This window comes from Mucilaginibacter sp. (genome assembly GCF_035492695.1).
Taxonomy (GTDB): Bacteria; Bacteroidota; Bacteroidia; order Sphingobacteriales; family Sphingobacteriaceae; genus Mucilaginibacter.
Genome location: NZ_DATJJC010000012.1, coordinates 222,322 through 244,160, shown reverse-complemented (window position 1 = coordinate 244,160; position 21,839 = coordinate 222,322). Strand labels below are relative to the sequence as shown.

General features: G+C 45.3%; 20 protein-coding genes. 7 read left to right on the top strand and 13 right to left on the bottom strand.

The features are described 5' to 3' along the window. Positions 1-2: 2 nt before the first annotated feature. The 6 genes from VL525_RS07835 to VL525_RS07810 form a co-directional block, all read right to left on the bottom strand. Entirely contained in the window at positions 3-1,241 is a 1,239-nt protein-coding gene (locus tag VL525_RS07835) for a Pycsar system effector family protein (RefSeq protein ID WP_325385121.1), read from the bottom strand. A gap of 41 nt (positions 1,242-1,282) precedes the next feature. Continuing rightward, positions 1,283-4,894, bottom strand: a complete 3,612-nt coding sequence (locus VL525_RS07830; protein WP_325385119.1) for a BamA/TamA family outer membrane protein — start codon at positions 4,892-4,894, stop codon at positions 1,283-1,285. A 240-nt stretch (positions 4,895-5,134) separates the two neighbouring features. After that, a complete protein-coding gene (locus tag VL525_RS07825; protein ID WP_325385117.1) occupies positions 5,135-5,902 on the bottom strand; it encodes a TatD family hydrolase in 768 nt (255 codons plus the stop codon). 85 nt (positions 5,903-5,987) lie between these two features. Next, positions 5,988-6,959 carry an FKBP-type peptidyl-prolyl cis-trans isomerase gene (locus VL525_RS07820; RefSeq protein ID WP_325385115.1) on the bottom strand — a complete coding sequence of 324 codons (972 nt, stop codon included), beginning with the start codon at positions 6,957-6,959 and terminating at the stop codon, positions 5,988-5,990. Between the two features lie 45 nt (positions 6,960-7,004). Continuing rightward, on the bottom strand, positions 7,005-7,988 hold the full coding sequence (locus tag VL525_RS07815) for an FKBP-type peptidyl-prolyl cis-trans isomerase (protein ID WP_325385113.1): 984 nt from the start codon (positions 7,986-7,988) through the stop codon (positions 7,005-7,007). A gap of 3 nt (positions 7,989-7,991) precedes the next feature. Then, positions 7,992-9,002 carry a DHH family phosphoesterase gene (locus tag VL525_RS07810; RefSeq protein WP_325385111.1) on the bottom strand — a complete coding sequence of 337 codons (1,011 nt, stop codon included), beginning with the start codon at positions 9,000-9,002 and terminating at the stop codon, positions 7,992-7,994. A gap of 165 nt (positions 9,003-9,167) precedes the next feature. Between VL525_RS07810 and VL525_RS07805 the strand changes: the two genes are divergently transcribed. Beyond that, positions 9,168-9,587, top strand: a complete 420-nt coding sequence (locus tag VL525_RS07805; RefSeq protein WP_325385109.1) for a nucleoside-diphosphate kinase — start codon at positions 9,168-9,170, stop codon at positions 9,585-9,587. Positions 9,588-9,954: 367 nt separating this feature from the next. Here the strand turns inward: VL525_RS07805 and VL525_RS07800 are convergent, their stop codons facing one another. Together VL525_RS07800 and recF are read right to left on the bottom strand one after the other, a co-directional pair. Then, a complete protein-coding gene (locus tag VL525_RS07800; protein WP_325385107.1) occupies positions 9,955-10,245 on the bottom strand; it encodes a DUF721 domain-containing protein in 291 nt (96 codons plus the stop codon). Beyond that, positions 10,238-11,338, bottom strand: coding sequence for a DNA replication/repair protein RecF (gene recF / locus VL525_RS07795; protein ID WP_325385105.1), 1,101 nt, complete (start codon positions 11,336-11,338; stop codon positions 10,238-10,240). The genes VL525_RS07800 and recF overlap by 8 nt, the downstream gene beginning before the upstream one ends. 273 nt (positions 11,339-11,611) lie before the next feature. On the opposite strand from recF, the gene VL525_RS07790 reads away from it, so the two are divergent. The 6 genes from VL525_RS07790 to VL525_RS07765 all read left to right on the top strand — a co-directional run bounded on the left by VL525_RS07790 (position 11,612) and on the right by VL525_RS07765 (position 15,783). Then, the gene (locus VL525_RS07790) at positions 11,612-12,289 is read left to right on the top strand and encodes a tetratricopeptide repeat protein (protein ID WP_325385103.1); all 678 of its coding nucleotides are present in this window, start codon (positions 11,612-11,614) and stop codon (positions 12,287-12,289) included. Positions 12,290-12,370: 81 nt separating this feature from the next. After that, complete coding sequence (ribH, locus tag VL525_RS07785; protein WP_325385101.1) at positions 12,371-12,865, top strand: 6,7-dimethyl-8-ribityllumazine synthase; 495 nt, start codon at positions 12,371-12,373, stop codon at positions 12,863-12,865. A 214-nt stretch (positions 12,866-13,079) separates the two neighbouring features. Further along, complete coding sequence (gene ytxJ, locus VL525_RS07780; RefSeq protein WP_325385099.1) at positions 13,080-13,409, top strand: bacillithiol system redox-active protein YtxJ; 330 nt, start codon at positions 13,080-13,082, stop codon at positions 13,407-13,409. A 93-nt stretch (positions 13,410-13,502) separates the two neighbouring features. Continuing rightward, complete coding sequence (gene lipA, locus VL525_RS07775) at positions 13,503-14,381, top strand: lipoyl synthase (protein ID WP_325385097.1); 879 nt, start codon at positions 13,503-13,505, stop codon at positions 14,379-14,381. Between the two features lie 26 nt (positions 14,382-14,407). Then, entirely contained in the window at positions 14,408-14,959 is a 552-nt protein-coding gene (locus VL525_RS07770; protein WP_325385095.1) for an RNA polymerase sigma factor, read from the top strand. Between the two features lie 2 nt (positions 14,960-14,961). Beyond that, positions 14,962-15,783, top strand: a complete 822-nt coding sequence (locus tag VL525_RS07765; RefSeq protein ID WP_325385093.1) for an anti-sigma factor — start codon at positions 14,962-14,964, stop codon at positions 15,781-15,783. Between the two features lie 260 nt (positions 15,784-16,043). On the opposite strand, the gene VL525_RS07760 is transcribed toward VL525_RS07765, so the two are convergent. The 5 genes from VL525_RS07760 to uvrA form a co-directional block, all read right to left on the bottom strand. Continuing rightward, the gene (locus tag VL525_RS07760; RefSeq protein ID WP_325385091.1) at positions 16,044-17,549 is read right to left on the bottom strand and encodes an NAD(P)H-hydrate dehydratase; all 1,506 of its coding nucleotides are present in this window, start codon (positions 17,547-17,549) and stop codon (positions 16,044-16,046) included. Positions 17,550-17,607: 58 nt separating this feature from the next. After that, a complete protein-coding gene (locus VL525_RS07755) occupies positions 17,608-18,339 on the bottom strand; it encodes a phosphodiester glycosidase family protein (protein ID WP_325385089.1) in 732 nt (243 codons plus the stop codon). A 29-nt stretch (positions 18,340-18,368) separates the two neighbouring features. After that, entirely contained in the window at positions 18,369-18,623 is a 255-nt protein-coding gene (locus VL525_RS07750; RefSeq protein WP_325385087.1) for a Txe/YoeB family addiction module toxin, read from the bottom strand. Beyond that, positions 18,620-18,871: a type II toxin-antitoxin system prevent-host-death family antitoxin gene (locus VL525_RS07745; protein ID WP_325385085.1), complete on the bottom strand. Its 252-nt coding sequence runs from the start codon at positions 18,869-18,871 to the stop codon at positions 18,620-18,622. Before VL525_RS07745 ends, VL525_RS07750 begins: the two co-directional genes overlap by 4 nt. Before the next feature lie 61 nt (positions 18,872-18,932). Continuing rightward, positions 18,933-21,779, bottom strand: a complete 2,847-nt coding sequence (gene uvrA / locus VL525_RS07740) for an excinuclease ABC subunit UvrA (protein WP_325385083.1) — start codon at positions 21,777-21,779, stop codon at positions 18,933-18,935. Positions 21,780-21,839: the final 60 nt, after the last annotated feature.

Below are 21,839 nucleotides of genomic sequence, written 5' to 3'. Positions count from 1 at the left end.
GCTTATAAAGCTGCATTTGGGCTAAAAAAAGCTGAAGCGATGATAAAAGCAAACACGGCGATGATGAGTCCGTACATAAAGACATTGTAGGAGACGCGAAGCAAATGATATTTTTTGCCGAGCACTATTCCCTGCGCATACAAATCCTTTATCAGGCTGCCGTACAAAAATTGCTTGTCCTCCATCATTTGTTCCATGCCATAGTTAAATTCATCCAGCTTCATCTTGTAAAAATTACCAAAGAACAGGAGGTTCACTTTTTTATTGTCGACATCCTCCCGCGAAAAAACACCATTCGGAATAGACGGCCGGGTGGAAAGTATAGCAAATGTCATGGCGGCAACACTGATGCCCAGCAATATAAACGATGGTACAATGAGGTATCCATACTCATTTAGCCTTCGTAATACCAAACTGATAATGGCCGACAGGATAATAGAGTTGACCGTTATCATGATATGCGCCTTGCGGTCGGCCATATCGCTCAAGCGCTGGTGATTGCTTGAGCTGATCCGGAACATGGTTTCGATGCCTTTATCGGGGCGCTCGCTGTTCTTTTTCTTTTTAGGTGATGCCATTTCTTCCTGCGTGCCGGCAATTGCTTCCTTCGGCGCTGAGGTTGATTCTTCGTTCGTTTTTTTATCGGCTTTGGCTACCTTTTCCTTCAACTCTTGCAGGTGTTTATTTTTAGTATCGTTCAATAATACTTTGCAATATTCGGTAAAGTAATGGTGCGATTCTAAAAAAAGGATCGTTTTGCGGCGCCATTCCTGTTTATTCAGGTCCTTGTGGTACAGTTCAAAAACCTCGCTGTGCATCAGCTTATCTTTTTTGGCGAAATCATCAGTACCTAAATGAAAAACATCGGCATCGCAAACAATTTCTTCGAGCAGAGTTTTGGGCGATTGCGGCATTTTGGTTGCCAAAATGCAGCCGCGTACCAATTGGATATCATTGTCACTTACGCGGTGGTTCATTAAAAATTCCGCGGCAATGTCAGCGCCCTTTTCTTCGTGCGCCATAATATCCACCATGTAACCCAGGTCGTGAAACCAGGCAGAGATCACCACAATAAAAAAGTCGGCATCATCCAACTGGTAATGATTAGCTATACGGGTTGCCGCTGTAACAACATCTTCGGTATGTTGCAGGTTATGATAGATGAGCGCAGGCATCCCGTGCTCCTTATAATAGCCCCGCACGTATTCACTTGCTTTCTCCAGTATATGCTGATAATTCATCGGCGAAAAATTAGATAACTAATATAGACTTTATTCCGTTGTTAAAACCTGAACTGGAGCGAAAAAGAAGGATACCAGCCCTCTTTGGAATAGCCGGCCTGTATTTGCAATACCGTCAGCACCGCGGGCGCAAAGTACACCCCGCCGCCCACGCCCTGGTGCCAGGTTTCCGACTGATCATTTTTATTCCATACCCGGCCGGCATCGTAAAAGGCGCTTAGCCCGAATTGGCCGGGTATCACATAACTGGCCACATCGCCCAGCCGCAGCCGGGCTTCCAGGTTATTGTAGAACATGTGCTGTCCTGCAAATCGGTTTTGACGAAAACCCAGCAGATTACCCTGCCCGCCCAGGAATAACGATTGATAAAAGGCCGTTTGGCCAAGGGTAACACCGCCTCCCAATCGCTCGGCAATGATCAGCCTTGAATCAGACCCAATGCCACGGTAAAAGGCAATTTCAGGTATGAGCTGCGCGAATGATTTTGAATACGTATTCAAACCCGCATAACCCTGTAGTTTTACATTAATATAAATGCCCGATGAGGGAAATATAGGGTTATTGCGTTTGTCGCTGATATAATTCATTACTATGCCTGCGTGTATCCGGTCCTTACTGACAGTCGTGCTATCGTAAGAGCCCACTTCAGAAGGATTATTGATCAGCCTGCCTGTATTATCAGCGGGATCGAGGGTGTAATAACTGAGCGACGGCCCTATACTGAACGTTGCCCCAGTGTGCGTGTGCCAGCGCAATGCCGGGTTAAGATCATATATATTGAAGCGTATGCGGTAATAACCTATATCGGCCGATTTGTTATAAACCGACCCATTGCCGCGCCCGAAAAAGTTCATGGTGTTATCCGGGGCTTTTACAATTGCCTGCATAAGCAGGTCGGCATTACCTACGGCTTTAGTCCATGTGCCGCTGTAATTGATGCTGAATGCATTTGTACTGAACGAATGGGTGACCATTAATTCCTGCAGGCTGGTAAAAGGAAATTTCCGGAATCCATCCTGCCCGGTATGCCGAAAGCCGAGCCCCAGCAAAAAGCCATCGTCGCGGTTTACATTGGCGGTAAGCAGCGGCATCCACACATCGTACATATTGGAGTTATGGATCGCTGTTGTCGCCGTATCATTATTAAAATGCGTAATAAACCGGGTCGAATCGCCAATAAAAGTATGATTAGCCGGTTTTCCATACAACCTTACCTTGTTGTTGGCGCCAATTACTTCGTATTCCTTTTGTCCTTCGCCGCCAACTATACGCAATTTGATATCTGTACGGCTGGTATTCAATGTCACATGGTCGTCGCCACCGGCAGTAAATAATCTTACTTCTTTAGTAATTGCGGGATCGTAAGCCGCTTTAAGTAAGGTATCGCGAAGTTTCCCTTTTTTATTAATCTTAATCACGGTTACCGACAGCCCATTATTGGGGGCGTCGCCAATCTCCACCTGCTCATTTTTATCGCTGAGCCTGATGTCGGCGATCTTGTTGGCAAAACGGTAATATTCGTCCATAGCAGGCAGGAAGTTTTCGCGGCGCTGCTTGAACTTCCGCATCAGTTCATCGTGCCTTATCCTGTAAATTTCTGACGGAAGCCTGCGTAACCCCTCCTCAAAAACAGTATCGGTAAGGGTTGCTTTCACTTCGGCGGCTATCTTCATCCATTCCGTGTAACCAAATTTCGATTCAGGATACGGATTCATGAACCTGCTTTTAAACATAGAATAGCGAACGTCGGTTATCTTTCCGTCAAAGCCCTGTAAAGGCGGCAATATCCATCGCCGGGCGGCAACATCTTCTATGGCCTCGCGTGTATACAAGGTCTGGTCCCGATCGCGCGGAACACCGGTATACATCAAATTACCATTATCATCTTTCCCGCGCTGCCATCGCCATTGGTCCTCGTGCCTGTCCCAATCCCCTATCATAACATCCAGCATGCGGGCCTTCGCATAACGGTGCCCGTCAAAATGATTGTCATTATCCTTCTCCAGCATCTTTTCCATCTTTTCGGTATTGTCCGATCTTCCAGTTGGTTCCCGCTCCTCGAACAGGCAAACCTTTCCGATATAGAAACCTGCATACTGCCCCAAATTAGCATCGGGCGCCACTACGCCGATGACGGGGTTTGAATGAGGTATATTAAGCGCATCGGCCATAGGTGGAACTATCAACGCGCCAAAAGGGTGTTGTCCGCTGGTGGCGTCGTCAAGCAAGCCAAATGCAAATGTTTGTATCAACTCCTCTGGCAGTAGTTTAGTGGGGTCTTTCTCTACTGTACGAAGTACCCATTCCTTGCCTCCGGGATCGATCAGTCTTAAGGAATGCGACTGGAAACCGCCCCCTTGCTTTTCGGGAGTGAGACCTCCGTGAAGTTGTGATATCTTAAGATAAGGAAGTTTTACTTTGGCCGCCCATTCCTTACGGTAGTTTTCGCCGAAGATAGCCCGGTGCAAGCCACTCACGCTATCATATTTGGGGTGGACGCTTACAGTGACACTATCGGCGACCGGCGAGGTTATTGTTTTTGATATTAGAGCCGTTACCGGTACATAAGGTTTGCTATAGGTAAACGCAGCCTTCATACCCTTATCAGTATACGTATAGTAGGTGAACTTCATACTGTTATCAGCCATCAGGTCGGCAGTAACAAAGCCTTGCACAGCTTCGGCAAACAAGGAATTTTTTCCCTTTCCTACATGAACTTCTTTGGCGCCGGCGCCGCTTACTATTTGTATTTCGCCTTTATCGTCCTTAATAAATTGCAGGCCATGATCATGCCCGGCAACATGGACCAGGTCGGGATAGTCGCCAAATACACCGCCGATCTTTTTGATCATATCCTTGTATTCGGGATGGCCCAAATCTTCGGGGTCTACAAAAACAGTGCGCAGCAGTGGATAAAGCGATCCTACTACGGGCATGGGTATATACAGGTTCTTGTTGACGGCTGTTAACGGAAAAAGATGGTCCTTTACCGAAAATACTCCTCCGTGCACACCATAGCTTTGAAACGGGTGATGTGAAGCGAGTATAATGAATTTTCCGCGGTTCTTATAAAAAAGCGCCCTCAGCCGGTCAGTAACGTCGCTTTTGGTGTTGCAGCTGCAATCGGCCCCGGGATTACTTTTGTGATAAGGGAACAGCCACCATTCGCTATCGTAAGCAATAATTACTACCTTATCGTTAACTTCAATCTCATAAGGATCGGGGCAGCCGTTTTCGGGCACTACACGTAACAGCGAATCCTGCAATTGATCGATATATTCCCATTGTCTTTTTATTTTTTCCAGGCCATTCAGACCCATTCTGTCCCAATCATGATTCCCCGGGAGAAAATAAACAGGAGCGCCTTTAGCTCGCATCGGCCCATATTCCGACTTCAGGATGTTTTGCGTTCGCGTGGTATCAGGGCTTTCCGGCAGGGCCATACCCCGCGGATAAATATTATCGCCAAGAAATAATACAGTGGTCTTGTCTTTAATAATGGTGTTAGCGGCAAAGCCGAGTACGGCCATTTGCTGTTTATCTATTTCTCCTGCATCGCCGATCAGTATTATCCGGTGAACGACGCTATCCTGCGCTTTGGCTGTAAAAGCAAAACAGGCAACTATTACCCAGAGCAATAAATGTTTTTTCATAAGCGATGGCCTAATTTACTTATTATACTGGAAAAAATATCTATTACCTCATTTTCAGCACCCTGCAATTCTTCATCGCTGTGCATTTACAGGCGATTTAATTTAGCATATAACGATATTTCGTTATTTCGCAAAGGCTTTTTCCAAATAAAGTCGCCCTAAGTGCTTAACAAAGCAATGTCATAATACTTTAGGCAAAAAAAATAAAGGGAGAATAATATCATTTTTGCGTGTGCCGCTTCAAACCCCGAAAATGTTTTTTGAGTTTTTGGTCGTAATATCAGCTACGGTTTCGATACTTACCTGGTGAAGATCGGCCACTCTCTGTGCTACATAAACAAGGTACGAACTCTCATTGGGTTTGCCGCGAAACGGTACCGGGGTTAGGTATGGCGAGTCTGTTTCTAAAACGAGGTGTTTCAAATCGATCTGTTCCACCACTTTATCCAGCCCTGAGTTTTTGTAAGTTACCACGCCGCCAATACCCAGGTAAAAACCCATATCGATAAGCCGCCGTGCCTGTTCCACCGTACCGGTAAAGCAATGTAGTATACCGCGCAGGTTTTCATCCTGTTCTTCTTTCAGCACTTGTAATACTTCGTCGTATGAATTGCGGCAATGGATAACAATAGGCAATTTCAACTTCTTTGCCCAACCGATCTGTATCTTAAATGCCTCGACCTGTATGTCGAGGGTGGTTTTGTCCCAATAAAGATCGATGCCTATTTCGCCGATGGCATAAATTCTATTAGACGGGATGGCATCACCTATCAGTTTTAGTTCGTTCTGCCAGTTCTCCTTCACATCGCAGGGATGCAGGCCCAGCATAGCAAAGCAGTTTTCGGGGAAAGCAGCTACCTGGCTGAACACCAATTCCATCGAAGCTGAATCGACATTTGGTAAAAAAAGGCGCCCGATATTATTATCAAGGCAACGCTGCATTAGCTCCTGCCTTTTTTGCGGGTCCGTTTGGTAATATTGATGAGTATGGGTGTCTGTTAGTAACATAGGTATCTGCTAAATCCTCTGCAAAGCGCGGATTTTTAATAGGGCAAAGTTAATAAAAAAGCCCCCGGTCAACGGAGGCCTTATATCAGCTTTTCTTTTTTGCAACGGCGTGCTTTTTAATCCCCGGCTTTTTAGCGGCCGGTTTGGCTGCCGGCGGCGTATGCTTTACCGGCTTTATGCCTGCAAGTTCAAGGTCGAATACCAATGTGGCAAACGGGGGTATATCGCTGTAGCCTTCCTGCCCGTAAGCCAGGCTGGATGGTATAACAAAAGTTGCTTTTGCGCCATTGCCTAACAAAAGTAAACCCTCATCCCAGCCGGCAACCACATTGCCTTTGCCTACCACAAATTTGTATGGCTCGTAGGTACGGCCCGGTTGATTAAGCCCGGCTTTTTCCGCCTCGGTTTGAATACTGGTGTCAAATATCTGCCCATTTAAAAACCGACCCACGTAATTAACCAATACGGTATCGCCTGCCAGCGGTTTGTGCTTTAACGAAGGCTTTGTTATTACATATTGAAGGCCTGAGGCCGTTGTTTTGAGAACGAGTTTATGATCGGCAATATATTTATTGCGTTCGGCGGTCTCATTAGTTTTCATGCTGTCGATGATCTTATTACGCTCGGCCATGGCATCGTCAAGCGTCTGTACACGCTCTATTTTTACCTGGCATACCAGGTAGCTGCCTTTGGGCAGAAACGGGGGCCGCTGATCGTCGTGTCCTTTAAACAGCGAGTCGGTAGGAATTCTTACCAAAGCACTGTCCTTTTCGGCCAGCACGGGGAATATGTCCATCAGGTCCGCCGCATTCTTTGATTCCTGTACCTGTATTTTGATAGGGCGGCCCATCGTATAGGTTGACCCCAATACCGAGTCCTTTTCAGTTTTCTGGGTGAGGTTAAAAGTCACCACATCGTTCACTTTTATTTTATCACCGGGTTTATTGGTAACATTCTTCACAAGATCACCCTGCGGCGTTTTCACAAAACCATCCTGCGCTTTCAACCCAACGCTTATAGCCATGAACGATAAAAGCGCTACTGCAATTTTTTTCATATTTAAAATAAAAGCCCCCGCAAAAGCGGGGGTTGTATTGATAAATTAGTTATGGGCCGGTTTTAGCTTTGCCGTCGGCTGCAACGCCGGGGGCGCATTTTTCGGCGCGTTTGGATCTGGGTGAATAATATTCAGCAGTTCTACTTCAAATACTAATGAAGAGTATGGAGCTATAACCGGATAATATCCCTGCTCGCCATACGCCAGTTTTGAAGGTATAACGAAAGTTGCTTTTTCGCCTTTGCTCATTAGTTGCAATCCCTCGTCCCAGCCTGCTATTACTCTTTTAACACCTACCGGCACACGTATAGGCTTATACTGCAACCCGGGATTATAATTATTCCCCTTTTGAGCTACTTCCTTAATGTTGGTTTCGAAAACCTTGCCTGTAAGGAATTTACCTGTGTAAAATAATTCTACAGTATCTCCCACAGCTGCTTTTTCACCATTGCCCGGTTTATTTATCACGTAATATAAGCCGTCGGCAGTAGTTGTACCGTTAAGCTTATTATCCGTAATATATTTTTTCATACTTGCATCTTCATGTTTTGCCATTGCCTGCACTTGCGAGGCCATATATTTTTTAACCTGGCCGTTAAAGCTGCTATCAGCATCTTTGCCTGTACCTTTTGAGATCACCTTCTCGATCTTTATCTCGTAAACGATGTATTTTCCTTTTATAGGCGGCTTGCGCATGCCTCTTTTCACCATCGAATCGATATTGGCTTTTACTGTAACGCTGTCGCCTTCGGCCAGGTATTGGAAAATATTCGACACGTCACCTACCGGCCTGTTTTTCTGCATGATGCTGTTTGATGCAGCCCCTTGTTCATAACTGCTGAACAGCACCGAGTCGCCGTCGGTTTTGGTAACGGCATTCAGGCTGATAAAATCCCCTTCTTTTATTTTAGGGCCGCTTTTATCAATATGGATATTATATAACAAACCGCCCGGCGCCTGTTTAAATCCTCCATTACAGCTTGCCAATCCAAGCGCTGCAATCACCAAAAACATTAAGTTTTTTTTCATTATTTACTGTATTAATAGTTTTTTATATTCAGGTAAAATTAATTTGAACTTATTGACCACCTCTTCCAGGCTATCGGTCGATTCTCCTCCTGCAGCGTTGCGGTGACCGCCCCCGTTAAAGTATTTTTTACATATCTCATTCGCCGGGAACTCCCCTTTCGACCTTAACGACAATTTTATTTTGTCTTTTCGTTCAACGATAAAGGCGGTAAGCCGCACACCTTCCAGCGATAATCCATAGTTCACAATACCTTCCGTGTCGCCTGTCTCCACCTGGTATTTTTCCAATTCCTCCTTGTTCACCGTTATCAGCGTCGTGTTAAATTCGGGAAACACCTCCAGCTTGCTGCTCAGGCAATGGCCCAAAAAACGCAGGCGATTTTCCGACATATTGCTGTAAACCAGGTCGTGAATATGCCAGTTAACGGCGCCGAGGTCGATCAGGTCGGCCGCTATGCGGTGCACACCCGATGTGGTGTTCGGAAGTTTGAACGAAGCCGAATCAGTCATGATACCTGTGTAAAGGCAGGTGGCCACGTCCTTATTGATCAGTTGTTTGTTATTAAGTTGATTAACGATAAAATCGTAAACCAATTGTGCCGATGCGCAGGCATTGATATCCCAATGGCGGTAATCGTCGAAATCCTCCGGCTCAAGATGATGGTCTATCATTACTTTTACCGCAGTGCTTGAGCGCACCAGTTCGCCCAGTTCATTTATGCGGCTCAGCGTATTAAAATCAAGGCAGAATATCAGTTCGGCATTGGCAACCAGTTCGGCACTTTGTTGAATGTTATCGGTATAAATGATCACCTCGCCGTTGCCCGGCATCCAGGCCAGGAAATCGGGATAATCTGTCGGTGTGATCACTTTGGTGTGGTGGCCCTGCTGTATCAGGTAATTGTATAAACCCAGCGACGAGCCCATAGCATCACCATCAGGTTTATGATGGGTAGTTATGACAATTCGGCGGGGTTGTTCTAAAAGTTCCTTAAGCGCGGCTAATTCCAGCATTCATTTAAAAATAGCGTGCAAAGCTAAGGAAATAAATTAAATACAAACTATTACCGGCAAACACTTATTCAATTGTATTTGAGTTTTAAACTAAGTGTAAGGTTTACAAAAAGGGTTTATTTATTAACATTAAAACGCTACTTTTGCGGCAATTTAAAAGAGACGATGGAAACCAATAAAACATTCACCATGATAAAGCCCGATGCTGTCGCTAACGGACACATCGGCGCTATTTTAGACCACATTATAAAAGGCGGCTTTAAGATCACCGCGATGAAATATCTTTGGCTGACACCCGAGAAAGCAGGGCAGTTTTACGCTGTGCACAGCGCGCGCCCGTTCTACAACGATCTTGTGACTTTCATGTCATCAGGCCCGATAGTAGCGGCTATACTGGAAAAAGACAATGCGGTTGAAGATTTCAGGAAACTGATAGGCGCTACCGACCCGGCTAAAGCCGAACCCGGAACTATCCGCAACCTGTTTGCCAAGTCAATTGATGCGAACGCGGTGCATGGTTCAGATTCGGACGAAAACGCTCAAATTGAAGGTAATTTCTACTTTTCGGCTTTCGAAAAGTTCTAAATGCTATATTCCGGAAAGCGGTAATTTGCTTCCGCTTTCCGGAAATATTTTCCCCGTCCCCCTTGTTTTTCCTGATTTAAGTTGATACCTTTAGGTTGTTGTAAGCCTGCAACTTATGGATATATAGGCGTTGGCAGGCTTTTTGTATTGGTTTGTGATACCTTAAAACAAAATTTTATGAAATTACTCATCAAAAGCCTTATATACGCTGTATTGATTGCAGCCATAATATTCATTAATTCACTGTTCTTCATTCATCACCCGCCTGAAGTGCAACTGTTATTCATCACTCCCGGATTTATGATCCTGGGCTATTCTATTATCAGTGATGATTTCAGGAAAAAGTCTGTAGCAAGGTCCCGCTGGTCTAGAGGAAGATAACTTCTTCGATCAGCAACGCGTTAGCATCTTTATTTATCTTTTCGATTATCTGCGAACGCATCATCAGCAGTTCATTTTTTATTACAGACGATTCGATGCGCAGGAAAAGCTTTTTATCGCTAATGAATATTTCCTTTGTACGGTTTGCTACCGACTTACCCACCAGTTCGGGCCAGGCAGATATAATGCCCGTTTCGTCGTATCGCCGTTTTATCTTGTAAACTTGCAGCATCTGCTCTATGGCCTCTTTCAGGGTCTTATCGTTGGCTTTACGCATTTACTTCGCCTCCCTTTATATCAAACATGCGGATATCTACCCCTATCTTATTAAATATCCCTTCCACTTTTGCGGCGCTGGTATCGGTTAAAAAAACCTGGCCAAAGTCATGGTTCGATACCATCTGCATCAGTTTGGTCACGCGCTTATCGTCCAATTTATCAAAAATATCATCAAGCAGCAACAAGGGTTTAAAGCCCTTCTGCTTATAAAGGAAGCTGTATTGCGCCAACTTTAAGGCGATTAGGAAAGACTTCTGCTGTCCTTGCGATCCAAACTTTTTCATCGGCATGCCGTGTATGGCAAACTGCAGTTCGTCGCGGTGGATGCCGGTGGTGGTCCGTTCCAGCGCGCGGTCCTTTTCCGTATTCTTTTTTAACAGCGAGGCAAAATCGTCCTGTAACAATTGGGATTCATAAACCAGGTCGACCTGCTCGGCTTGTTCGCTCAAAAAACGATAGTGTTCATTAAAAATTTCCGTAAAGCTTTCCATAAAAGCTTTACGTTTTTCGAATATCTGGTTGCCTGATGTTATCAGCTGTTCGTCAAAAACAGCCAGCAGGTCGGGATCATAGCGGCCGGTATCGGCAATGCGTTTAAGCAGCGCATTGCGGTTCACAAGTACCTTATTATAGGCTATTAATTCGTCCAGGTAGCGGTTATCGGTTTGTGATATTACATTATCGATAAACTTGCGGCGCTCCTCGCTGCCCTCAATAATGATACTTATATCATAGGGCGATATCATCACCAGCGGGAACAGCCCGATATGGTCGGCCAGTCGGTTGTATTCTTTTTTGTTGCGTTTGAATTGCTTTTTCTGGTTACGCTTTACGCCGCATGATATGGTACTCGGTTCTTCATTCTTATCAAAAACACCGTTGATAATGAAAAAGTCGGCACCCTGTTTTATCTGCTGGGTATCTATCGGGTTGAAATAACTTTTGCAAAGCGAGAGGTAGTGTATGGCGTCCAGCAGGTTTGTTTTTCCGGCACCATTATCACCTGTAAATGCGTTTACGCCTGCGCTAAAAGCAAGTTCGGCTTCGGCATAATTCTTAAAATTGATGACAGATAATTGCAGGAGGTACATTAGTTGCAAAGGTAGTGATTTGTGGTTAGTTGATTGGTGATTAGTTAACTTGTTAATTAGTGATTGGTTAACTGGTGCAATTACCCGATTGCAAGTCAATAACTACCAATTACAGGTTAATTAATCACAAATCACCGGTTACCGAGTCGACCAAATAACACCAACTAATCACTAATCACAAGCTAACCAATCACTAATAACCAAATATTTCGATCCGCCTATTGCTAACAAACTTGAAAACCGTATTTTTGCAACCTTTAATTTAGAATAGAAATGTCGAAAACGCAAGCGAACAGCAAAGCTCCGGTTAAAAACAATGATTTTGGGCAATCGGGCAAATTTGTACGCGACAACCAAAAAAGTTTAGTTTTTATAGCGGGTGCTATCGTCCTGATGATACTGCTGTACCTGGGATACCAGAAATTATACCTTGCCCCGCGCGAGGTGACAGCCAACAAACAAATGTATGTGGCGCAGGATTTTTGGGCCAAAAAAGAATGGGATAAAGCAATAAAAGGCGATGCCGGCTATCCGGGTTTCGAAAAGATCATTGCTGATTATAGCAATACCAAAGCTGCAAACCTGGCTTATTACTACCTGGGTATTGCTTATTTGAATAAGGGCGAGTTCCGTAAAGCGATAGACAACCTGACCAACTACCGCGGCAGCGACAGCATGGTGGCAGCCGAAGCATTGGGCGGTACCGGTGACGCTTATGTTGAACTGAAGGATTACGACAAGGCGGAGACCTACTTTAAAAAAGCGGCAGATAAGGCCAGCAATAAGTTCCTGTCGCCTTTTTACCTTAAAAAACTTGGATTGGTTTACGAGGCCGAAAAACAATACAAAGACGCATCCGATACCTACAAAAAAGTAAAAAGCGATTATCCTGAAAGCAATGAGGCGCAAAACATCGACGCTTATATTGCAAGGGTTGACGCTCAACTATAAAAAATATCATGTTGATATTATCAGACGGCCTCATTCATCATGAGGCCGTTTGTTTTTTTATTAACTTCGGACCGATAAATAATGGCCACACAACTTAAAAACCTTTCTGATTTTTCGCACACCGACGTTCCGTCTGCCGAGCGATACCGTTTTGGCATTGTAGTAGCCGAATGGAACGCTGAAATAACCCATGCGCTGTACCAGGGCGCTTACCAAAGCCTGGTAAATAATGGTGCATTGCCTGATAATATCTTTAATTATTCGGTACCGGGAAGTTTTGAGCTGACATCGGGCGCGGACATTTTATTAAAAAATCTGCATCTTGATGCGGTAATATGCCTTGGCTGTGTGATACAGGGCGAAACCCGGCATTTTGATTTTATTTGCAGCGCAGTAGCCAACGGCATAAGCAATGTTGCCATAAAATATTCAAAACCTGTTATATTTGGGGTATTAACCACCGACAATCAGCAACAGGCAATTGACCGCGCAGGTGGCAAGCATGGCAACAAAGGCGATGAGGCGGCAATAACCGCTATAAAAATGGCAAGCCTGGCTGAAACATTGAACGGCTGATATACGTTTAACCGGAAAGTAATTTGAACGATGAAAAAGATAATTTACATAGCCCTTTTAGTTTTGATAGCAGGCAGCATAGCCTCATGTTCAAACAAACTTTGCCCGGCCTACGGATCATATCCAAAAAACAGCCGATAGTCATTTTTACCTTTCAGTAAAACTAATTTGTCTTTCGCTGCTTATTTTTGCGGATTAGTTTATCAATATTTTTATGAATTGGATACCGTTGGAGTCTGCTGAGCAGGTGAAAGAGATAAAACAGCAACAGGGCTATAGCATCATTTTCAAACACAGCATCCGTTGTGCCACCAGCCTGATGGCAAAAAGAAGGGTTGAAATGGACGAGGAACATTTACCCGAAGGACTCCATATCTATTTCCTCGACCTGATACGGCACAGGGACATCTCTAATCAAATAGTGCACGATTTCCATGTGCATCACGAATCGCCCCAATTATTGGTTATTAAAGACGGCGAATGCATACTCGACCAATCACATGGCGGTATATCCATCGAGGAGGCTATTTCGGTACTAAATTAAAACTGTTAAAGTATTGCCACGTTTCAGGCTCTACCCCTTTTAAGGCTATCACAACCTTTCAACTTATATACGGTTTTTACTTAACTTTGCATCATGATCGAATTACCGGTAGTGCCCGTAAATCAAACCCAGCGCAAACCTGATTGGTTACGGGTAAAACTTCCTGTCGGGAAGGAATATGCCGAGGTACGCAGCCTGGTAGATACGCATAAGTTGCATACCATTTGCGAAAGCGGCAATTGCCCTAATATGGGCGAATGTTGGGGTGCAGGCACCGCTACATTTATGATACTGGGCAATATTTGTACGCGTTCATGCTCTTTCTGCGCAGTTGCCACCGGCCGGCCCCTGGCAGTTGACACGGATGAGCCAAACCGTGTAGCCAACTCGGTAAAACTGATGAGGGTAAAACATTGTGTGATCACATCGGTTGACCGCGACGACCTGAAAGACGGCGGCTCCATTATCTGGGCCGAAACGATCAATGCCATCCGCAGGGAAAGCCCTGAAACTACCCTTGAGACCCTGCTTCCTGATTTCAGGGGCATTTGGGATAACCTGGAGCGAGTTTTAGAAACCAGGCCCGAAGTTGTGTCGCATAATCTCGAAACCGTTCGCCGACTGACAAAAGAAGTAAGGATACAGGCCAAATACGACCGCAGCCTCGAATGCTTAAGGCATGTGTCGCAAGCCGGGCTTCGCACCAAATCAGGCATTATGCTTGGCCTGGGCGAAACGGAGGAAGATGTTTTAGAAGCTATGAACGACTTGCTGCAAGCAGGCGTGCACATCCTTACCCTAGGGCAGTATTTGCAGCCGACGCGGAGTCACCACCCGGTAATTGACTGGATACATCCCGATCAATTTAATAAATACAAACAATTGGGCCTTGATATGGGTTTCAGGTACGTGGAAAGCGGCCCGTTAGTTCGTTCGTCCTATCATGCAGAAAAACATCTGTTTGAATTATAACCAAAGCTTCCTATATTCACGACGGATTGGCCAGAAAACTTAAAATATCCCTTTCAGAGGAGGAACTTATACGCGCCTTGCGTAATCGCGAAAAAATAGCGGTTGAGGCGTTGTATGATATGTATTCCTCGTCGTTGTATGGTGTAATTTCGCGAATTGTCATCGATACGGCAACAGCAGAGGATGTTTTACAGGATACCTTTGTTAAGATATGGAATTCGTTTACTACTTATAGCTCTGACAAAGGGCGGCTATTTACCTGGATGGTGAATATTGCACGAAATTTGGCCATTGATAAAATCAGATCCAAGGATTTCAAGAACCAGAACAAAAACCAGGAACTCGAAAATAACGTAACTTTTATCGACGAGCAGAGGAACACCGTTTACAAGCCGGAACTATTAGGCATTAAGGAGCTGGTAGACAAACTTAAACCCGAGCAGAAATCGATCCTTGACCTGGTATATTTTAAAGGTTATACCCATGTTGAAGCTGCCGACGAACTCGGTGTGCCCTTGGGTACCATAAAAACACGTTTGAGGATGGCAATAGTGCAGTTGAGGAAACATTTTAATTGATAGTGGAAGATATTAAGGCATATATCGAATCGGGGATACTGGAACTTTATGTTTTGGGCGATGTCTCACACGAGGAAAAACTCGAAGTGGAGGCTATGGCTGCGAAACACCCTGCGGTAAAAGCTGAATTGGAGGAGATAGAAAAGTCGCTTGAATTATATGCAAAGGCAAATGAAGTTGACCCTGCGGAAAATTTGCGCGACCGTATACTGAACAGCCTGGTAGTAAACCTGGGCGACGACCGGAATTTTGTATCGAAAGAAAAAGTTCAGGATGCTAAGGTGGTTCCTTTAGAGCGGCCCAAAACATCTGATTTTTATAAATATGCATTTGCTGCCTGCCTGGCCTTGCTGGTAGCAAGCGTTATTGCACTGATATCGGTTTACAGCAGGCTACAGGAATCAAATAACCTGGTGGCATCTTTGCAAAGTCAAAATCAAAAGTTTGCCAATACTGTAAGCTTTAAAGATGACGAAATAGGCGTACTGCGCGATCGCTCCTATAAAGTGATAAGAATGGGCGGCACAACCAAATCGCCTAATTCGGGCCTTACCGTTGCCTGGAGCCCGGCTAAAAAGAAGGTGTGGATAGATATGTCGGATGCTAAAATGCCAGCAAACGACCAGGCTCACCAATACCAGTTATGGGCACTGGTTGGCAAGACGCCGGTAAGCCTTGGCGTTTTCGATGCAGATACCACTTCAAAGGATATGAAACAAATGCAGTCCATCGCATCGGCCGATGCATTTGCGGTAACGCTTGAAAAACGCGGCGGCAGCGTTGCGCCAACCATGGATCAAATGGTTGTGATCGGTAAATTTTAACAGAAAGAAATATTTTAATATAAAGGTCCCGGCGCAAACAGTTCCGGGACTTTTTTGTTACCAAAGGTGAGTTTGGCACACAATATGTCGCTCAATTGTTAATTTTTGTTAAAAAACCGAGGCGTAAGGTGCCATAGTGTAACAAATACTCAATACCAACGTCTTGTAAATAAACCTACAAATAAGAGTATTTCGTTCTTTATAAGATCAGTTAATATATTAATTAAAAATGCGGCCGGATAATACTACGGCCGCTTTTTTTATGCCATTAACTTAGCCATGGTGACCGGTAATTGGGTCATGAGCCGGCCAGGTAACACCACATACATTCGGTTTGGCAAAGCCAGTTCGTCGCCTGCTTTGCCATGTATATAGTTACCGATGATACATGCATCCTCCGGTGTATACTTTTGAGCTAATAAAGCGCCCATTATTCCGGTCAGTACGTCGCCCATACCGCCGGTTGCCATCGCCGCATTGCTGGTTGAGTTGAAATAAAATTTTTCATCAGGCGTAATGGTTATGGTATAATCATTTTTTAGCACGATGTACACGCCGTGTTCCTTTGCTTTTTGTTTAGCTGTTTGCATACGCTGCCACCAATTTTTATGTTCGCCAAACAGGCGGTCAAACTCTTTAACGTGCGGCGTAAGTACTGAGCCTTTAGGAACGTACTCCCACAGACCCTGATTTGATGCCAGCATATTGATCGCATCAGCGTCGATAACCATAAGATTATTAAAATTTTTAAGCACCGCCGTAAATAACTTTAATGCATTCGCGTCTTTTCCCAGTCCCGGACCTATAGCTATAGCAGTAAATTTTGTCCAGTCGATATCGGGCAAAGTGTTCCCTTTCCGAACGATTGCCATAACTTCAGGCTGATGACTGTTTAAAGCGGTCAACCCGCTTTCCGGAATACAAGCCGTTGTAAGCCCTGCCCCGGCGCAGGCACAAGCGGAGGAACTTAATAGCGCGGCCCCCATCGTCTCAGGCTGACCTGCTATTATCAGTGCATGCCCGTAAGTACCCTTGTTGCTGAACCGGTGACGTTGTTTTAGTTTAGCGCGGATATCTTTCTCTTCCACCAACTGGTATGGAGAGTTTAAAGAGCGGATGAATTTTTCATTAAGGCCAATGTTAACTACTTCGAGGCATCCTACGTAAGGGCTGGATTCGGGCAGCAGAAAGTTGATCTTAGGCTGCTGAAAGGTGATAAGCAGGCCGGCCTTCAGGATCGTGGCATTAGGGTTAATTTCCCCATCGGCAAAGAAACCGGTGGGGATATCAACGGCTACCATCGTACATTCAATGCTATTTAAATATTTAACCAGCTTTTCATAATCTCCTTCGAGGGGCTTATTTAACCCGGTCCCGAGCAAAGCATCGATGATAATGCCGCTGTTTTCTTCGGGCAGATCGTCGCCGTTTTCTATTTCGGTTAATGGAATATCCAGTCGTTTTAACCGGGCAAGATTCTTATCAAACTCGTCGGTCGACCGGGAAGAGAAACGGGCTATTTTAACAGATAAAGCCTCGTAACCGTGATCGTAGAGCATACGCGCGATGGCGACGCCGTCGCCACCATTATTCCCGGTGCCGCAATAAATTGCAATACTTTTATTTCTATCGGGAAAATGGTTAACAAACCAGCCCACAAAAGCTTTGGAAGCACGTTCCATCAGATCAATAGAAGCAATAGGCTCATGCGCTATAGTATACGCATCCGCTTCGCGGATTTGGGAGGCAAGGAGTAGTGGTAACATAATTCTTAAAGTTAAGAATTATGGGGATTGTTTTGAGAAGAACCTTATTCGCCGGAGATTAATCTGAACTTATAGTTACGCCAACGATTACGCCGAAGTTCCCATCGGTCTGCGTCCAACTCTTTTCAGGCAAATAAGTACGGGAAACCAGACCATCAAAATACAGGGCATTTTTGCAGCCGAGGCTTTTAAAGTAGCTGGCGAAGTCGAAAAAGTTGACGGCTTGTTTCGACATAGCAAACACCACCCGGCCGTCAGTCAAAAGTCCTACGCCGTTCCTTATATTCAAGTTTTGAGAGCCTTGTTTAAATGCAGGATGCATCTGCCCGTCGACGATGAGCATTGGGCCCGATTGCGTCGCATATTTTATCTTACTGCTAACAGGGAATTTTTCGGTAAGGCAAATACCGGGAACATTATTAGTTGTTAAATAAAAAACGCCGTTGGGCTTCAGGTAGAAATTTCCGCCGCCGGCTGAAGTGTCTAATGGAGATAAAACTTTCCCGTTTTCTATAAACAGCCCCTGGGGCGAACCATCTGGCTTATACATTCCGCCATTCATGGCAAAAATAAGTCTTCTTTTGTGCGTCTCAAGCCAAGTCCGAAGATTGCCAATACTCCCGAAATTTTCACTCTTATTATTTTGCCAGTATAGTTTCAGATCCTGCTTTTTTGGGTCGACGATATAACTGACAAAACGGTCATCCTGCTGCCTGTTAGCTATAAAAGCCGATAGACCGATAGCAAGGATAAGCACGCTAATAACAATAAATGCCTCCAGGCGCTTCATGCGGTCGTGATTATTAAATTATTAAATCATCAATAATGATATCGGCATTGCAGGATGACTATTGAATGATCCTCAACCTTGTAAACTAGTCGATGCTCCAGGTTTATCCGTCTCGACCACCATCCTGCTAAATTGTGACGTAAAGGTTCGGGCTTGCCACTGCCTTCAAATGGGGTTCTCTCAATCTCTTTGATTAAAACGTTAATCTTCTTTAATACAGATTTATCAGAACCCTGCCAGTACAAATAGTCTTCCCAACCGGAATCAAGAAAAACTATTTTCATTCCTCAATAAGCTTCCTTTCCTGGCCAAAACCTTTTTCATAATCCTCTATTCCTTTTAACAGGCGAATAGCATTGGCAGGACTTTTAAGCAAATAGAAGGTCTCCTCCATACTTTCATAATCAGACTTTGAAAGTACAACAACATCTTCCCCGTTAGCGCTGGTAACGAAAAGAGGTGTATGGTTATCTCTTACTTTATCCAGATAAGTTCTCAATTTTTGCCTGAAGTCGGTATAGGTGGTGATCATTACTCAATAAATTTTTATAAAGTTAACCAATTAAACTAATTGTACAAGATTTTGTACATAATTACTTTACCCCCATCTCCTTCTTCAAAAACTTACCGGTAAAACTGTCTTTTACTTTGCATAGCCCTTCGGGAGTGCCGCTGAAAAGTATTTTTCCGCCGCCCGAGCCACCCTCGGGACCAAGATCTATCACATGGTCGACCACTTTGATCACATCCAAGTTGTGCTCGATAACCAATACGGTGTTGCCTTTGTCCACCAGTTGCTGAAGTACGCCGAGTAGTACGTTGATGTCCTCAAAATGCAACCCTGTAGTCGGTTCATCCAGGATATAAAAGGTATTGCCGGTATCTTTTTTGGAAAGCTCGGTGGCCAGCTTTACACGCTGTGCCTCCCCGCCGGAGAGGGTGGTAGATGCCTGGCCGAGTGTAATATAGCCCAAGCCAACATCAAATAATGTCCTTATTTTGCGATGAATGGATGGGATATGCTCGAAAAAATCACAGGCTGTTTCAATGCTCATGTCCAGCACATCGCTGATGGATTTGCCCCGGTAACGTACTTCCAGCGTTTCGCGGTTGTAACGCCTGCCCCCGCATTCCTCGCACGGCACCTGTACATCGGGCAAAAAGTTCATTTCGATCACCTTCATACCGCCGCCCTGGCAAGTTTCGCAACGGCCGCCTTTTACGTTGAACGAGAATCGCCCCGGCTTATATCCCCTGATCTTTGATTCGGGCAGTTGGAAATACAGGTTACGGATATCAGAGAAAACACCGGTATAAGTAGCCGGGTTCGACCGCGGCGTACGCCCGATAGGCGTTTGATCGATCTCGATCACCTTATCGATATTATCCAGTCCTTCAATCGCCTCGTAAGGCAGCGGGTGTTTTTTGGCCCTGAAAAAGTGGTGGTTTAGTATAGGGTATAACGTCTCCGTTATCAAACTCGATTTGCCGCTGCCCGATACCCCGGTAATGCCTATCAGCTTACCTAACGGGAAATCAACCGAGACCTTTTTAAGGTTGTGCCCGGTTGCTTTTTTTAGCGATAACACCTTCCCGTTTCCTTCGCGCCTTTTGGTTGGTATTGCAATACTCTTTTCGCCGTTAAGGTACGACGTGGTGAGTGTATGCTTGCTCATTAATTCGGCAGGGGTGCCTTGCGCTACTATTTCTCCGCCATGCATGCCGGCCGCCGGGCCCATGTCTATCACATGGTCGGCTTCCAGTATCATGTCCTTGTCGTGTTCCACCACCAGTACGGTATTACCCAGGTCGCGCAGGTTTTTCAGCGCATGGATCAGCCGTTCATTATCACGCTGGTGAAGGCCGATGCTCGGCTCATCCAGTATGTACATTACGTTCATCAGTTGCGAGCCTATCTGCGTAGCAAGCCTGATGCGCTGCGCCTCGCCGCCCGAAAGTGTACGCGCGGTACGGTCGAGCGTAAGATAGCTTAGGCCAACATCCAACAGGAAAATGATACGCGCCCTTATCTCTTTCAATATCTCCCTGCCTATTACATTCTGGCGTTCATTCAGCCGGTCCTCCAGGTTGGTGAACCATTCCTGAAGTTCGCGGATATCCATACAAGCCAGTTCGAAAATGTTTTTATGGTCGATCTTAAAATGGAGCGACTCTTTTTTTAACCGCGCGCCGTCGCATACCGGGCACGTCCTGAGCACACGATAGTTTTCCATGTCCTCCATACCCTCGTCGTTACGGCGTTCCTGCTGCTCTTCCAGCATCCGTATGATGCCATCGAAGGTGATCTGGTAGTTTTGCACGTTCCACTTATTGTATTCCACCGCCACAGTAACCATATCGGGCGTACCGTTCAGGATAATATCCAATACTTCGCGCGGAAGTTTATCAATAGGGGTAGATAAGGAAAACTCATATTTTTTTGCGAGCGACTTCAATACCTGGAATATCCAGGTCTCGCGGTATTCGCCCAGGGGGGCAAGGCCGCCATTCAGAATGCTTAACTTCGGGTTTGGTATCACCGAGGCTTCGTCAACCTCAAAAATATAGCCCAGCCCGTCGCATTTTTCGCAGGCGCCATAGGGTGAGTTGAACGAGAAAGTATTAGGCTGCGGTTCGTCGTAGGAAATCCCCGAAACCGGGTCCATCAGGTATTTGCTATAATAGAATACATTATTATCCTTATCTGCTATCCTGATAATGCCCTTGGCGGTTTTTAGCGCCGATTGGATGGAGGTATGTAAACGTTTGCTGTCCTTTTCGCTGACAAGCAGCCTGTCCACAACAATATCAATATCGTGTATCTTATAGCGGTCGAGCTGCATTTTAGGTATCACGTCGACGATCTCACCGTCCACCCAAACCTTCAGGAAGCCTTGCTTGCGTATCTGTTCAAATAATTCGCGGTAATGCCCCTTGCGGCCTTTTACCACAGGCGCCAGGATATTTACCGGCTGATCTTCGAATTTTGTGGTGATGGTTTTCAGGATCTGGTCTTCCGACATCCGCTCCATCTTCTCTCCCGTAACATAAGAATAAGCCTCGCCGGCGCGCGCAAAGAGAAGGCGCATAAAATCGTATATTTCGGTAATGGTGCCGACCGTTGAACGCGGGTTTTTGCTGGTGGTTTTTTGCTCGATAGCGATAACCGGGCTAAGGCCCGACACCTTATCCACATCGGGCCGCTCCATACCGCCCATAAACTGGCGCGAATAGGCCGAGAAGGTTTCCATGTACCGTCGCTGGCCCTCGGCGTAAATGGTATCAAATGCCAGCGAGGATTTGCCGCTCCCGCTTAACCCCGTTACCACAACCAATTGGTTGCGCGGAAAGGAAACGTCGATGTTTTTTAAATTATGCACCCGGGCACCGTACACTTCAACTTCGCTTTGCTCGCCCAGGTCAACAGGTTTTGTAATCATTTATAGATTTATTGAATTATTGATTTACTGAATTGAAAAACCCAGCTCAAGAATAAATTT

Excerpts from the sequence above, each read along its gene's own strand:
- VL525_RS07790 (WP_325385103.1), top strand. The coding sequence starts at position 11,612 with ATGTCGAAAACGCAAGCGAACAGCAAAGCTCCGGTTAAAAACAATGAT.
- VL525_RS07825 (WP_325385117.1), bottom strand. The coding sequence starts at position 5,902 with ATGTTACTAACAGACACCCATACTCATCAATATTACCAAACGGACCCG.
- recF (WP_325385105.1), bottom strand. The coding sequence starts at position 11,338 with ATGTACCTCCTGCAATTATCTGTCATCAATTTTAAGAATTATGCCGAA.
- VL525_RS07805 (WP_325385109.1), top strand. The coding sequence starts at position 9,168 with ATGGAAACCAATAAAACATTCACCATGATAAAGCCCGATGCTGTCGCT.
- uvrA (WP_325385083.1), bottom strand. The coding sequence starts at position 21,779 with ATGATTACAAAACCTGTTGACCTGGGCGAGCAAAGCGAAGTTGAAGTG.
- VL525_RS07820 (WP_325385115.1), bottom strand. The coding sequence starts at position 6,959 with ATGAAAAAAATTGCAGTAGCGCTTTTATCGTTCATGGCTATAAGCGTT.
- VL525_RS07745 (WP_325385085.1), bottom strand. The coding sequence starts at position 18,871 with ATGATCACCACCTATACCGACTTCAGGCAAAAATTGAGAACTTATCTG.
- VL525_RS07760 (WP_325385091.1), bottom strand. The coding sequence starts at position 17,549 with ATGTTACCACTACTCCTTGCCTCCCAAATCCGCGAAGCGGATGCGTAT.
- VL525_RS07800 (WP_325385107.1), bottom strand. The coding sequence starts at position 10,245 with ATGCGTAAAGCCAACGATAAGACCCTGAAAGAGGCCATAGAGCAGATG.
- VL525_RS07835 (WP_325385121.1), bottom strand. The coding sequence starts at position 1,241 with ATGAATTATCAGCATATACTGGAGAAAGCAAGTGAATACGTGCGGGGC.
- VL525_RS07830 (WP_325385119.1), bottom strand. The coding sequence starts at position 4,894 with ATGAAAAAACATTTATTGCTCTGGGTAATAGTTGCCTGTTTTGCTTTT.
- ytxJ (WP_325385099.1), top strand. The coding sequence starts at position 13,080 with ATGAATTGGATACCGTTGGAGTCTGCTGAGCAGGTGAAAGAGATAAAA.
- VL525_RS07750 (WP_325385087.1), bottom strand. The coding sequence starts at position 18,623 with ATGAAAATAGTTTTTCTTGATTCCGGTTGGGAAGACTATTTGTACTGG.
- VL525_RS07755 (WP_325385089.1), bottom strand. The coding sequence starts at position 18,339 with ATGAAGCGCCTGGAGGCATTTATTGTTATTAGCGTGCTTATCCTTGCT.
- lipA (WP_325385097.1), top strand. The coding sequence starts at position 13,503 with ATGATCGAATTACCGGTAGTGCCCGTAAATCAAACCCAGCGCAAACCT.
- VL525_RS07810 (WP_325385111.1), bottom strand. The coding sequence starts at position 9,002 with ATGCTGGAATTAGCCGCGCTTAAGGAACTTTTAGAACAACCCCGCCGA.
- VL525_RS07815 (WP_325385113.1), bottom strand. The coding sequence starts at position 7,988 with ATGAAAAAAAACTTAATGTTTTTGGTGATTGCAGCGCTTGGATTGGCA.
- ribH (WP_325385101.1), top strand. The coding sequence starts at position 12,371 with ATGGCCACACAACTTAAAAACCTTTCTGATTTTTCGCACACCGACGTT.